Here is a 13085-nt window from a genome sequence, read left to right as displayed (position 1 = left end):
GGCGTTGCTCTTCCAGAGAGTGCCGCAGTAAATGAACGCGCAACACGGCAATCATTCAGGTCAAATACAGCCCGAAGGCGATCAATCGGCGGGTCGGTCCGGCAATCCGGCAGTCCGCAAATCGTCGATAAAGCGATCCGGAATGCCCTGATCCCGGAACTTGCCCTTAAGACTGTGTCGTTGATCCTCAATCGTATAGCCAGGTTGATTTTCCAACAGCTTGTCTATTGAGGCTTTGGCCTCCTCCAACCGCCCCAACCGGACATACAGCGCCGCCTGTGTACGGCGCGCCAGATTAGGAATGTTTGTCATCCGATCAATCGCGTCTAACCCGGCTTCATACTCACCGGTGAAATACTGCGCCCAGGCGAGGCTCCACAGATACCAGTCCGGATGGTGCGGATTCAGCCGGATCGCGGTTTGAAGCCTTTCGACGGCCTCGGTCGCGCGGCCAAGATATACCAGCGTTTCGACCGAGCCCGCCAGCACACCCGCCGAGTTCGGATTTAGCGCAATGGCGCGGTCGTACTCTCTTTCGGATTGCTCAAGATCGTTGGCCTGCATAAACGCGTGCGCAAGAACCCAGTGCGCCAGAGAACTGTCGGGATCAAGTTCAACAGCTTTGCGAGCCGCCGCAAAGGCGAGGTCCAGAGCTTGGTCTCGTGGCCGGTCAGCACACCATCCCCACCGATCACAATTGATATGCACCCAGGCAAGGCTGAAATATGCAACGGAATAGTCGGGGTCCAGTTTGATAGCCTCTTCAGCCAACCGCTTGGCCTCTTGATTACCAGCCGGCGTGAATTTGAAACGTTCGGCGCGGCTTAGATAAACAAGTTCATACGCTCCGTGGCTTTGAGTGGACTGGCGCAGCAATCGGTCGAATTCGGCAAGATCAAGGTTCTGTTCCAGCGTTGCAACAATTGTTCGGGTAATTTCATCCTGCAGCGCAAAGATATCCGTCAAATCGCGATCATAGGTTTCAGTCCAAATTGCATTGCCAGCCGCCGCGTCAATAAGGGTTGCATTCACGCGAAGCTTGTCGCCGAACTTTTGCTGGCTGCCTTCCAGTACGTACCGAACGCCAAGTTCTTTGGCGATTTCACGAATATCTGCCGATTTGTCTCGGTAAAAGAAGCTCGAGTTTCGGGCGATGACAAAAAACTCGGGGAACCGGGAAAGCTTGGCAATGATCTCTTCACTGATTGCGTCGCTAAGGTAGCCCTTGTCGGCACCCTGACTTACGTCGCTGAACGGCAGCACGGCAATCGAAGGCTTGTCCGGCAGTGGATGTTCCATTTCTGCCGTTGCTACCGGCTGAAAATCCGGTGTTATGAAACGCCAAGCGACAAATCCGGCGACAAGAGCCAAAGCAAAAAAGGCAATGGCAGCCGTCCGCACGGCAAAGGGTTTTCGGTCAGGTTTTGCGGTTTTGACCGAAGATACTAGCTTTGCCGCTTTCTCGTTCAGGTCCAGGCGAAACACCGGAACAGGCTGTTCGATATTCTTGACCGTGATCCCGCCCAGATCCTCGAAATCCAGATCCAGTTTTCCGCGGACCTGACTGAAGACGTTGCGGTGAACGCAGACTCCGCCGGCTTGGGCGAGGCTCTCGATCCTTGCAGCCAGGTTTACACCGTCGCCGAAAATGTCCCCGCTCTCATCAATCACGTCACCGACGTTGATGCCGATACGAAATTCTATTCGGTCGCCAACGGGAACGTCCGAATTCCTATCGGACATGGCGCACTGTATTTCGACGGCAAATCGGACCGCATCGACAACGCTGGCAAATTCCATCAACGCACCGTCGCCCATCAGCTTGATCGTTCGCCCGCCATACTGAACGGCCTTTGGATCAATTAATTCCGAGCGATGCGCTTTGAGCGCGTTTAGTGTTCCCGTCTCGTTTTTTCCCATGAGGCGGGAATAGCCCACTACATCGATTGCAAGTATGACCGTGAGTCGACGTTTCACCATGGGCCTCCCTTAGTGCAGGTTAAGGAAGAACGATAAGGAATTCCACTTTGCCCAACGGTCTTAGAAATGCAGGGCTTCATAGCGTAGTTGTTTCGGGGTCACGCGGCCTTGGCGACAGCCTGTCACTCACGGCCGAGGTCAGCAACTGAAGGATCCTATCAGCAATCAGCTGTCAGGTTCGGGCGGATTCGAATTCAGACCACGCGGTTTCGAAAGCTTCAAAATCAAATCCCGGCTGGCTGGCCGCGTCCAGGACAATGCGCTCGGTCGTCAGCAGCTTTTGGATCGCGGCTTCCAGTTGGCCCGCGACGTCTTCGGGCACCACCAGCGCGCCGTGACGGTCAGCATGGATCAGATCGCCGGGATTGACCTTCAGGCCAAAAACCGAGACCGGAGTGTCGAGCTCGCGCACATGGACAAAGCCGTGGCTTGGGCCGACCGACCCGGCAACCACCGGGAAGCCTTGCGGAAGATCGCCGAGGTCACGCATCACCCCGTTGGTCAGCGCCCCCGAAAGGCCGAAACCTTTGTGGACCGTCGTGTTGATCTCGCCCCAATAGGCACCGATGCAATCGGGGTAGTCCAGATCCTCGATCACCGCGACGGACGGCGACGGTGCTTCGGCCATGTATCTGTAATAGGCCATGCGCCGCGCCCTGATGGTCTCGGGCGGTTCGGCGGGCGGATTGACGGCGGCGATTTTTGCAGTCCGTGCGTACCCCACAATAGGTGGTTCTTCGGGGGCCGAGCAGTGCATGGTGCCGCGCGTGAAACGGTCGAAACCGCGCTGGCCTTGTGCCACTTCGATGGCATTGCAGACCGTGGGGGTATCAACCTTGCGAAGCAAAGACAAAAGGGACGGTTTCATAGGTTCTCCAACCAGCGCGAGATTGCGGCTGTGGTTTCATCGGGTTTTTCGAGGGTGGGCAGATGGCCTGCGCCGGAAATGATTTCGAGCGTGCTGTTAGCCAGAAGGCGGTGCATCAGTTCATGGCGTTCTACGGGGCAAAGCCCGTCATCCTGACCGCACAGAACCAGAGTTTTGCCTGCATAGGCAGACAGGGTATCGCATTGATCAGGGCGATCCATCAGGGCCCGCGATTGACGCAGAAATACGTCCGGCCCCAGATCGGTCGCCATCGCCATGCACAGGTCAAGAACGGCCCCCTGCCTTGGTCCGTCTGCCAGATAGTTGGGCTTCATTTCGTCCCGCATGACGTGCCACAAGCGCCCTTCGCGCACAGCAGTCATCTGGGGTGCGCGGCGGGCCTTTACCTCGGGGGTTTCAGCAAGCGGGTTGGTATCGAGCAGCGCAAGGTGCGACACGCGTTCAGGGGCCTGACGCACCACCTCCATCGCGACAATCCCACCCATCGAAAGGCCCAAAAGCGCAAAAACAGGCGGCGCGTTTCTCAGAATGTCTGCCGCCAGAACTTGGACGCTGTCATGCTGGCCAAGTGGAAAGGTCATTACCGGCATTCGACCCGACAGCGCCTGAATCTGCGGGCCGAAAAGGCGCGCATCGCACATCATGCCGGGCAACAGGATCAACGGAGTCATGATGCGGTCAACTTGGCCCCGTCTGACAACGCCGCCAGCTTGGCATAAGCGATCTGAGGATCAACCGCGCCAAAGCCCGCAAATGTGCCAAAGCCGCAATCGCTGCCGGCGATGACACGATCCACGCCCACGATCCCGGTGAACCGTTCGATCCGTTGCGCCACAAGTTCGGGATGTTCAACGAAATTGGTGGTGGTATCGACCACGCCCGGCACCAGAATCTTGTCATCTGGAATCTCGACCTTGCGATCCCGAAACACCGTCCACTCATGCGCGTGGCGGGGGTTTGACGTTTCGAACAGGACATAGCGCGATTTGGTCGCCATCAGGGTGCTGAACACCTTGTCCATCGCAATATCGCAGCAATGCGGGCCTTCGTAATTACCCCAACAGATATGCACGCGAACTTTCTCGGCAGGCACGTTCTGCAGCGCGTGGTTCAGGGCCTCGACATGCATGTTGGCGATCATGACGAACTCGTCATCAGACAGATCGGTGAACAGCATATGCCGGGACAGTGCCAGATCCGGGCAATCCAGCTGAAGGTCCAGACCTGCCGCCACGATGGTTTCGTATTCTTCCTTCATGGCATCGGCCAACGCGGCCAGATACGCCTCGCGCGTGGGGTAGAAATCATTCTGCAGGAACAGCGAAATGACACCGGGCGAGGCCGCATTCATAAAACCCCGTTCGGCCCCGTGTTGCGCCATGGCGGCTTTGAGGTTGGCGATGTCCTTCTCCAGCTCACCCTGCCCTTTTGAGCGAACCTCATCCGTGCACATGGGCCGCGCATATTGCGGCGTGCCACCATCATCTGCCAAGCGTTGCAAGAAACCCGGAAACATCTTCAGATCCGCAGGCGCATTGCGCGGGCTGTCACCCGAAAAGCCGGTGTAGCGGTCTTTGACATAAGTTGCGTAGGAGATTTTCGAGGTCTCCCCATCGCTGACAATATCGACCCCGGCTTCAACCTGTTTGCGCACCGTCTCGGACACGGCATCCGCCATACAGGCGTCAAAGGCCCCCGCGTCGTAGGGTTCATTGTTTTCACGGGCGAAGATGAAATCCACGACCTCCTGCGTGCGGGGCAGAGACCCGACATGGGTGGTTTTTACGGTCATTGGGGCCTCTCCTTACAGTTTTCGTGCCATCAGGACTGTGTGGCTTTGGGTTTCGGGGTCTTCGGCCAGAAATCCGGTCAGGTGCAGCCTGTTTTCTTCCAGACACACGGCATAGCCTGCCGGGGACAGCGAGGCGTGATATACGCGCTCGGCTCCTACCGTGCCGCTGACCTCACCCGCACGTGGACCGACGGTCAGCATCAGCATTCCACCGGGCCGCAAATGGCGCGCCATACGCGCGATGCAACCCTTCTGCTCATCTGCTGTCAGATGAAAAAAACTGTTCCACGCGATGATGCCGTCAAACTGCTGGTCCAGCTCGAAATCCCGCATGTCGGCTTTGCGCCAATCGCCATCGGGCCAGCGGTCCCGCGCCAAGGCCAGCATCGCCTCGGAAAAATCGACGCCGGTGACGGCGAAACCTTCGGCCATGAACCAGCGCGCTATAGGGTCGCCGGTGCCGCAGCCCAAATCCAACACATGATCGCCGGGCTTCAGGCTGGCCGTAAAGCGCGCCAGCCAGCGCGCCTCGAACAAAGCCTTCGAGCGGCGCTTGTCGTATTCGCTCGCCTGCCGCTCGTAAACGTCGTGTGTGTCATTGGGATCTGCTTTCATCCTGTCCAGGTCGCTCCTGCCGGGTCATCGGTTGCGGTGATCCGGTACAGGCCCGCCTGCCCGGTCATCGATGGAACAACGCGATAGGATTCACCGGGCAGAACCAAAGCGGTGTCTCCAACGGACAAAGTGGTTTCGTAGCCGTCGACAGTGACACGCCAATGGCCGCTGGCTGGCATTAACACCACGGGTTTCTCAGTTTCGGTCGCGTCTGCTACGCAAGAGCCCCGCCCAAGGAAATCGACCTCAAAACCCGGTCTGTCCTTGATCAAGCCATCCTCGCCAATAACCACGGCTGGCTTATTGGACGACAATGCCATCAGATCCCAGTACCGGGCCACGTATTTGCCAACCACATCCTCAACCGGAACCTCGGGATACGTCTTCAGTTGGTCTTCGGTCAGCAAAGGCATCGGGCGCACATTGTGCGGCAGCTCCTGCCCTTTCTTGGAATCATAAAGAACGCCGTTGTCGCCCAGCATCAGACCATGCGCCTGCGCGTCTTCGATCACCTGCGGTGCCCATGTGACGCCGCCGCCCGCATCATCGCCGCCGAGGATCGACATGATCATGCCGTAGTCCTGACCGACATTTTCAAAGCCACGAAAGATACCGGTGGGGATGTTGAAGATGTCACCTTCTTCGGCAATGAACTCACCAGCCGTGCCATAGCGGCCCCAGAAGAACCGCCAGCGGCCTTTGGCGACAAAGAACACCTCGGCCGTGGTGTGGCTGTGCAAAGAGTTGCGGCATTTCGGAGGTTGCCCGGCAGCGCCGATATTGAACCCGATCTTGTCGGTGATGTGCACATGCTGATCCGGAGATTCGGACACCCCACCGCCGATGATGGTAAAGTTCTCTTTCTGATCGCTGCCCGGTGTGTGGGCGTCGATAAACGCGGTTTTGCAGGGTTTCAGTTCGCCGTAGCGGACGATGCGTTGTTGAATGGTGCTCATGTCAATTTTCCTTGTGTTTGGGGTACAACGATCTCAACCCCAAAGCCCGGAGGACGGTTGTTCAGCCGCCGGGCGCGCAGGCTGGCCCGATGGGCGTGGAACCGCCGCATCGCCTGCCCGGCATCCAGATTTGACATAAGACAGGCCATCTTAAAGATCACCGGTCTTCAACAGGATCTGTTTCCAGACAGATGTTTCATCGAACAGCGTGTATTCGCGGCGCAGGCCCCACGGACCGAATTCGGCATGGCTGATGCCAAGCACAAAAACCTCGGCTCCGGTTGGTACACCGAAGACACCCCACCCATCGTGTTTGCCGTGCAACGTCCAACGAAGCGCGGCACGCGGCGGCATCATCGGGTCGTCCCGACCGATATGGTGCTGGATTTGGAACTCGGCATTCGGGAACGAGGCGCGCAGGCCCATCCAGAAACGATCAACCGGTCCCCAACTATGTCCGGTCGTCCCGCCGGGATATTCCGACTGCACGGCCCGGTCATATTCGGCCTCAATAGCGCTCATATCCGCGCTCATGATCCGGGTCAGGATATCGGCGTATTTCTGACCCCATTCATTGTCATTGCCGCTGCCTTCATACGGGCCAGGCTGATCATTCGACGGGGTGTAAGGCCGCACGCAAGCCTCTGGTCCGCCTTCGCGTGCGATTAGATCACGGGCATAGTCTTTCGATTCCCAGCCCATCTGCTGCACGATTGCACCCTGATCCCGGATCAGCCACTCATCATTGATCTGGTTATTGATGGCGTGGCAGTCGGCCAGAATACGGTAGACCAGCTTTTTCCCGGTGGCCTTGCCGTACACCCCGTCCCCAAGATGTGTCGCAGTCGACAAAAGACGGTGTGAGGACAGCATCCCCTCTTCCGGCGTACCTGACCAGATCACGTCTTCGCCCAACAGCGTTCGATCCGGAAACTCGGCCAGCGTCGCCATCGTGGCCGCTATTACCCCCTGATTGCCGACAACCACCGACCCGGGCGAGCGCACGACAATGTCCGGCGCATAGTAATCATGCAGCGTGGCAATTCCGCGATCTTCCCAAATCTCTTTGGTGATCCCGATGATGTAATCGGGAAAGTCTTTGAATTTGGGGTCAAATCCCTTCATGTTTTCCATCCTTCAGGTATGCGGGCAGAGCCTCGGATGATCAGCGGCCCATCAATCTCTAATCGTCGGGGACCCCTGCGCGGGTCATCGATTTTACTCAGCAAGATGTCCACGGTTTCAGACACCATGCGGTTTGCGGGTTGTCGGACGGTGGTCAGGTCGTAGCTGGGCCAGGCTGCAACGGTTACGTCGTCATACCCCACAACGGACACGTCCTCGGGTATCCTCAGACCCAGCTCAAACCTGAGCGTGTCCATCACAGCGATGGCCATGTGATCGTTGGCAACAAAGACCGCTTCGGGCGGATCCGAGGCGAACATCCTGCGGGCCGCTTCCTGCGCCTTTTCGGTTCCGAAATTGCCAACCTCGCGGGAATGCAGTTCTACGCCGGCTGCGTGCAGAGCCGCCGTAAAACCTGCTTCGCGATCACGCTGTGTCGATGCACCTTCCCATCCGGCGATGTAGCCGATTTTCTTGTGTCCGGCGGCCAGCAGGAACTCGGCCACTTTGCGGCCGCCCGCCGTGTTGTCCGAGGTGACCGATGACATGGCCGGGTCATCCTGCGCCCGGTTAAACAGTACCATCGGCACACCGGCAGCGCGGCACCGATCGGAAAGGTCCGATGACAATGCAACCGACGCCGCAATGATCCCATCCACCTGAAAATCAAGAATTTCTTCGACAACCTTGTCGATATTCTGAGCTGAGTTCGAGGCCATGAAGATCAAGACGTGATAGCCGCGTTCCTGCAACGCGTTGGTCAGTTTTTCCAGCGCCTCGGGGTAGAACTGATTGTTCAGATAGGCGACCACAAGGCCAATGATCCGGCTTCTGCCCGACACCACAGCCCGGGCCAGAACATTTGGACGATAGCCCAACTCCTCTGCCGCTTTGCGGACCTTTTGAATGGTCTTTTTGGAAGCCGATGCGCCGGGGGTGAAAACACGACTGACCGCCGATTGGCTTACTCCGGCCAACCGCGCAACGTCCATCGATGTGACCTTCTGTATTGCCATCAGTCCGCCGTCCAACCTCCGTCCACCAGCATGGAGGTGCCCGTGACCAGCGCCGAGGCGTCAGAGGCCAGATAGACAACCGCGCCCATGATGTCTTCGATCTCACCCGGTCGGCCCAGCTTGATCTTGTCCAGAATCCAGGCGCGTTTATCAGGATCTTCAAAGGTCGGGCGCGTCAGATCGGTCAAAATGAAGGTCGGGCAGATTGTGTTGACGCGAATTTTCTCCGGGCCGAATTCCAGAGCCATGGCTTTGGTGAAGCCTTCGACAGCAAACTTCGAGGCGCAATAGACCGCACGCTCGCGCCCGCCGACATGGCCCATCTGGCTGGAGATATTGATCAGCGATCCTGACCGCCCGGCCTCCAACAACCCCCTTGCCACGGCCTGAGTCAGAAAATACGCACCCCGGACATTCACATCCATGACGGCATCAAAATCCTCGGGGCGCGTGTCCACAGCCTTGCTGTGACGCGCCAACCCGGCTGAGTTCAAAAGAACATCAAACGGGCCGCTTTGTGCCACTGCCTGCGCCGTCGCCTCGATATCCGACACATCCAACTCCAGCACATTGGCCTGCCAGCCACGCGCCTGCATTTCAGCGGCTATGTCTTGCAGCGCGCCGGTCCGGCGCGCTGCTAATGTCACCTCTGCCCCGTGTTCCGCCAGCGCCACGGCACAGGCCATGCCGATGCCAGAGGATGCCCCCGCAACCAAAGCGCGCTTGCCGCTTAAACTGAAACTGGGGGTGCTGGGGAATTGGGGCATATCAAACCTCGCCGACCGGGAATGGAATCTCGCCCTGTACGCGTACCTTGTTGAATTCACGCAGCCGGGCAAAGACATCTACGCCCAGTTGCCGGTAGGCGTCCAGCAGGTCGACCAAAACCCAGTTTTCACGGATCAGACCATTCTCCAAGCGCCAGAAATCAAGGCTGCGCATGGTGATCCGCTTGCCAGATGGCGCAATGCCCATCCAACCGTCATGGGTCACCGTCTGGATCATGTTCGGCCAGCCGGTCACGGCGGCGTATTCAGCATCCCCGAAGAAATGATAGGTGATGTCGTCCACGTATTTGCCGCGATCCGGCATCCCGTTCAGGAATGGGATCTGATGCCAATTGCGGAACCCTGCAATGCCGCGCCCGGTGCCGATCCCTGCGGGGCCATACCAGTTCATGCGAGGATGCCAGAATTTTGGCATCTCCATCACCTCAGGGCCACCCTGGCTTGGGTGTTTCTTGAGGTGTTCCAGCATTTCAACGATATGGGCGCAGGACGCCTGAGATTTGGCCTCATCCCACGGGCCCGGCACAATTCCGTCTAAGGTGGCAGGGCCTGGAATACAGAACTCCAGACCCAAGGACGGCGCCATGGGCCAGGCTTTGGCCTGCATCATCACTTCGGGGATATCCCAGAGCGTCTGAATCTCGACCACTTGCCCATCCACGACGCGATAGAATTCGTGATACCGCATATGGGTCAGGTGCCCGGTTGGCGGAATGTCCAGCCACGGGGCGACAAAGGTGCCGTAGTAATGACCGCCGCACCCGATCCAGTCATCGCCATGTTCGGTTTTGCCGCCCATCACGATCCAGTCCCGTCGTTCAAGGTCGGGCATGGCTTTCAGCAGGGGCGCATAGCAGGTGTCATAGAGTTCCTGCGGACCGGTCAGATCACCGAAGGGATGCGGCATATGGATGACGGCGTCGGCGGCGATCACGCCCTTCAGCGCCGCCTGAACACGGACGTCGTCAAAGTCATACATCGCGGCCCGAAGCGGCGCGATCAGTGCCTTGTTCGCCGAATGGATATCGCTCATTCCGCCGCCTCTCGATAAGGCGCACCTTCGCCATAGGGAACATTGATGCCGCCATAGCGACGCACCCGGATATTGCACTGCTCAGCATGGCCAACGAAACCTTCGAGCATACACAGGCGCGACCCGAACTCGCCGATCATCGTTGCGGCTTCATCCGTCAGAACCTTTTGATAACTGTGCGTTTTCAGGAATTTACCGACCCAAAGACCACCAGTATAACGCCCGGCTTTCTTGGTGGGCAGCGTGTGGTTGGTGCCGATCACCTTGTCACCATTGGCCACATTCGTTCGCGGCCCCAGGAACAGCGCGCCATAGCAGGTCATGTTCTCAAGGAACCAATCGTCGCGGTCGGTCATGATCTGCACATGCTCGGACGCGATGTCATCGGCCACTTTCAACATCTCTTCATACGTGTCGCAGACAATCACCTCACCATATTCATCCCAACTGACGCGGGCCGTGTCCGAGGTTGGCAGGATTCCCAGAATACGGTCGATCTCGGCCAAGGTGTCCTCGGCCAGTTTGCGCGAGTTGGTTAGCAGAACACAGGGGCTGTTATACCCATGCTCGGCCTGACCCAGCAGATCGGTGGCACAAAGCTCGGCATCTGCGGCAGTTTCATCTGCGATCACCATGGTCTCGGTCGGGCCCGCGAACAGGTCGATGCCGACACGGCCAAAGAGTTGCCGCTTGGCTTCCGCAACAAAAGCGTTGCCGGGACCGACCAGCATGTGCACGGGCTCGATCGTTTCCGTTCCGATGGCCATGGCGCCCACAGCCTGAATGCCGCCCATCACGTAGATCTCATGCGCGCCGCCCAAATGCATCGCCGCGATGACAGCGGCATTGGGCTTGCCCTGAAACGGCGGGGTGCAGGAGATGATGCGTGGGACACCGGCAACCTTGGCCGTCGCGACGGACATATGCGCCGACGCCACCATCGGGAACTTGCCGCCAGGAACGTAGCAGCCCACAGACTGAACCGGGATGTTCTTATGCCCCAGGATCACTCCGGGCAAAGTCTCCACTTCGATGTCCAGCATTGAATCGCGCTGAGACTGGGCGAAATTCATCACCTGCGCTTGCGCGAACTTGATATCCTCCAGTTCCCGTTCAGACAGCGATGCGATCAGATCGTCGATCTGTTGCTGGCTCAGGCGATAGCTTTCGGGTGAGTAGTTGTCGAATTTCTCCGACAATTCGCGCACAGCCGTATCCCCACGCGCTTCGATGTCTTTCAGGGTCGCCTCGACGACAGCGCGGGTCTTGGCATCATCTTCGGCCCTGTCGGCCTCGGGTTTGCCGCGTTTCAGATATTCGATTGCCATTATCCTGATCCTCAGTTTGCGGGCCAGGGCGGCGTTTTCTCGCCCCGGTCAAATGCTTCCCAGCCTTCGCCGTTGAAGACGTCCACGCCCAGCTGTGCGGCGACATGAGCGAAATCGACATTCACCCAATTGTCGACGATCTTGCCGTCGACAACTTTCCAGAAGTCCATGTAGCGGATTTCGACCCGCTTGCCGGTTGGGGCGATCCCCAGAAATTCGCCTGAATGGGTGGCTTCCTGGCGACCGAATGCGGCGGCCCATTCGCCCATGTAAAGGCGGGCCTCATCAATGCAGGTCTTGTCCGAAAACGCCGCCTGAAACGGGCGTTGCCAGTTGTCCTGAAACTGTTGCAGGCCGGTTTTGGTGCCACATCCCTGATTGCCCATCCAGCGGAAGCCCTGCGAGAAGAACTCGCCAATGTCGTCGATGCGATGATCGTTCAGCCCATCGACCATCCCTTCGATAACAGCGCGCGTTTCTTCGGTTTTGCTCATATCCGTGTCTTTGGTCAGCACGGCCTGTTCGGGGCGGGAGCCCTTCATGTGTCTCGTCCTTTTGTTGGTGCGTAAGGAATTTCCGTTTTTTCAGAGAGTGTTAATGCTCTGACAGAAAATCCCTCGGCATCCGGTTGAGCGCAGGGTGACGCGCAATGGCCTTATGTCGTGCAGACGCGCTCATCAGCCTTTTACCGCCCCGGCAGTCAGACCGCTGACAATCTGGCGCTGGAAGAACAGGATCAGCACAAACAACGGAGCCGTGGCCGATACCACAGCCGCAACCGCATACATCACCTTGCCCTCGACCTGGGTGGTGCCCATGAAGCTGTTGATGGCCGGAATGATGGTTTCATTCTCTTCGCTCAGCAGCATCACCGCGACGGTAAAGTCGTTATAGGCCAGCAGGAAACTGAACAGACCCGTGGTGATCACGCCGGGCCACATGACCGGAACGATCACATGCCGGAAGGCCTGGAACCGGGTGCAGCCATCGACCATGGCACTTTCGTCCATGTCTTTCGGGATGTTCTTGAAGAATGAATGCAGCATCCACAGCGTGAAAGGCTGATTGATCGCCACAAGCACAATGATGGTCGTTGGCAGAATGCCCCAGACGTTCCATTCGAAGAACCACAGCAGATAGCCTGAAACCAGCGTGATATGCGGCATGGCGCGGAATACCAACGCCGCCATCAGGATCCAGAACGCATAGCGGAAACCGGACCGGGCCAATGCGTAGCCGCCCAATGTTCCGAAGGTCAGCGAGATGACCACAGTGAAGAAGACAACGATGCCGGTGTTCTTGAAGTTGAACCAGAAATCTTCCTCGATCCACGCGCCGTAATAGCCTGCACCGGTAAAGGCGCTTCCGGTTTGCTCGATAGTGTTTGTGCCGCGCAGCGCGTTCATCCAGTCGGCTTTCGACAGGAAGTCAGCCTGAACCTTGAAACTGCCCCAGAAGGTCCAGAAGAAAGGGAACGCTGCGATGATCAGCCAGAACGCGACAAAGGTGTATGAGAACAGCTTTAGCGGGGTCATGCGGGATTGTGCTTTGGTCGCCATGTCG

13 protein-coding genes are annotated in these 13085 nt (G+C 58.0%); all 13 read right to left on the bottom strand.

All coding sequences use genetic code 11. The features are described 5' to 3' along the window. Positions 1-81 precede the first annotated feature (81 nt). Positions 82-1977 (bottom strand): adenylate/guanylate cyclase domain-containing protein, encoded by a 1896-nt coding sequence (locus ACR0MO_RS14530; protein ID WP_170452896.1) that lies wholly within the window; start codon positions 1975-1977, stop codon positions 82-84. Between the two features lie 175 nt (positions 1978-2152). After that, positions 2153-2848: an RraA family protein gene (locus ACR0MO_RS14525; protein WP_170452900.1), complete on the bottom strand. Its 696-nt coding sequence runs from the start codon at positions 2846-2848 to the stop codon at positions 2153-2155. Then, positions 2845-3540: an alpha/beta fold hydrolase gene (locus ACR0MO_RS14520; protein ID WP_170452903.1), complete on the bottom strand. Its 696-nt coding sequence runs from the start codon at positions 3538-3540 to the stop codon at positions 2845-2847. Before ACR0MO_RS14520 ends, ACR0MO_RS14525 begins: the two co-directional genes overlap by 4 nt. Next, positions 3537-4661, bottom strand: a complete 1125-nt coding sequence (locus tag ACR0MO_RS14515) for a cobalamin-independent methionine synthase II family protein (protein WP_170452906.1) — start codon at positions 4659-4661, stop codon at positions 3537-3539. Before ACR0MO_RS14515 ends, ACR0MO_RS14520 begins: the two co-directional genes overlap by 4 nt. A 12-nt stretch (positions 4662-4673) precedes the next feature. Further along, on the bottom strand, positions 4674-5276 hold the full coding sequence (locus ACR0MO_RS14510) for a class I SAM-dependent methyltransferase (RefSeq protein ID WP_170452909.1): 603 nt from the start codon (positions 5274-5276) through the stop codon (positions 4674-4676). Beyond that, on the bottom strand, positions 5273-6232 hold the full coding sequence (locus tag ACR0MO_RS14505; RefSeq protein ID WP_170452910.1) for a cupin domain-containing protein: 960 nt from the start codon (positions 6230-6232) through the stop codon (positions 5273-5275). The genes ACR0MO_RS14510 and ACR0MO_RS14505 overlap by 4 nt, the downstream gene beginning before the upstream one ends. A gap of 150 nt (positions 6233-6382) precedes the next feature. Beyond that, positions 6383-7357 (bottom strand): nuclear transport factor 2 family protein, encoded by a 975-nt coding sequence (locus ACR0MO_RS14500; RefSeq protein ID WP_170452913.1) that lies wholly within the window; start codon positions 7355-7357, stop codon positions 6383-6385. Continuing rightward, entirely contained in the window at positions 7354-8373 is a 1020-nt protein-coding gene (locus ACR0MO_RS14495; protein ID WP_170622750.1) for a LacI family DNA-binding transcriptional regulator, read from the bottom strand. Before ACR0MO_RS14495 ends, ACR0MO_RS14500 begins: the two co-directional genes overlap by 4 nt. Then, entirely contained in the window at positions 8373-9140 is a 768-nt protein-coding gene (locus ACR0MO_RS14490) for an SDR family oxidoreductase (RefSeq protein WP_170521527.1), read from the bottom strand. Before ACR0MO_RS14490 ends, ACR0MO_RS14495 begins: the two co-directional genes overlap by 1 nt. 1 nt (position 9141) lies before the next feature. Beyond that, positions 9142-10194 (bottom strand): ester cyclase, encoded by a 1053-nt coding sequence (locus ACR0MO_RS14485; protein ID WP_170521525.1) that lies wholly within the window; start codon positions 10192-10194, stop codon positions 9142-9144. Beyond that, on the bottom strand, positions 10191-11522 hold the full coding sequence (hisD, locus tag ACR0MO_RS14480) for a histidinol dehydrogenase (protein WP_170452925.1): 1332 nt from the start codon (positions 11520-11522) through the stop codon (positions 10191-10193). The genes ACR0MO_RS14485 and hisD overlap by 4 nt, the downstream gene beginning before the upstream one ends. Before the next feature lie 11 nt (positions 11523-11533). After that, positions 11534-12064: an ester cyclase gene (locus ACR0MO_RS14475; RefSeq protein WP_480891987.1), complete on the bottom strand. Its 531-nt coding sequence runs from the start codon at positions 12062-12064 to the stop codon at positions 11534-11536. A 135-nt stretch (positions 12065-12199) separates the two neighbouring features. After that, positions 12200-13081 (bottom strand): carbohydrate ABC transporter permease, encoded by an 882-nt coding sequence (locus ACR0MO_RS14470; protein ID WP_170452930.1) that lies wholly within the window; start codon positions 13079-13081, stop codon positions 12200-12202. Between the last annotated feature and the right edge of the window lie 4 nt (positions 13082-13085).

Source organism: Ruegeria sp. K5 (assembly GCF_056531805.1).
The sequence above is the reverse complement of the archived record's forward strand: the minus strand, read 5'-3'. Positions and strand labels throughout refer to the sequence as shown.

What these genes read in the sequence shown, in the direction of transcription:
- ACR0MO_RS14525 (WP_170452900.1), bottom strand. Translation starts at nt 2,848, where the DNA reads ATGAAACCGTCCCTTTTGTCTTTGCTTCGCAAGGTTGATACCCCCACG.
- ACR0MO_RS14520 (WP_170452903.1), bottom strand. Translation starts at nt 3,540, where the DNA reads ATGACTCCGTTGATCCTGTTGCCCGGCATGATGTGCGATGCGCGCCTT.
- ACR0MO_RS14515 (WP_170452906.1), bottom strand. Translation starts at nt 4,661, where the DNA reads ATGACCGTAAAAACCACCCATGTCGGGTCTCTGCCCCGCACGCAGGAG.
- ACR0MO_RS14510 (WP_170452909.1), bottom strand. Translation starts at nt 5,276, where the DNA reads ATGAAAGCAGATCCCAATGACACACACGACGTTTACGAGCGGCAGGCG.
- ACR0MO_RS14505 (WP_170452910.1), bottom strand. Translation starts at nt 6,232, where the DNA reads ATGAGCACCATTCAACAACGCATCGTCCGCTACGGCGAACTGAAACCC.
- ACR0MO_RS14500 (WP_170452913.1), bottom strand. Translation starts at nt 7,357, where the DNA reads ATGAAGGGATTTGACCCCAAATTCAAAGACTTTCCCGATTACATCATC.
- ACR0MO_RS14495 (WP_170622750.1), bottom strand. Translation starts at nt 8,373, where the DNA reads ATGGCAATACAGAAGGTCACATCGATGGACGTTGCGCGGTTGGCCGGA.
- ACR0MO_RS14490 (WP_170521527.1), bottom strand. Translation starts at nt 9,140, where the DNA reads ATGCCCCAATTCCCCAGCACCCCCAGTTTCAGTTTAAGCGGCAAGCGC.
- ACR0MO_RS14485 (WP_170521525.1), bottom strand. Translation starts at nt 10,194, where the DNA reads ATGAGCGATATCCATTCGGCGAACAAGGCACTGATCGCGCCGCTTCGG.
- hisD (WP_170452925.1), bottom strand. Translation starts at nt 11,522, where the DNA reads ATGGCAATCGAATATCTGAAACGCGGCAAACCCGAGGCCGACAGGGCC.
- ACR0MO_RS14475 (WP_480891987.1), bottom strand. Translation starts at nt 12,064, where the DNA reads ATGAAGGGCTCCCGCCCCGAACAGGCCGTGCTGACCAAAGACACGGAT.
- ACR0MO_RS14470 (WP_170452930.1), bottom strand. Translation starts at nt 13,081, where the DNA reads ATGGCGACCAAAGCACAATCCCGCATGACCCCGCTAAAGCTGTTCTCA.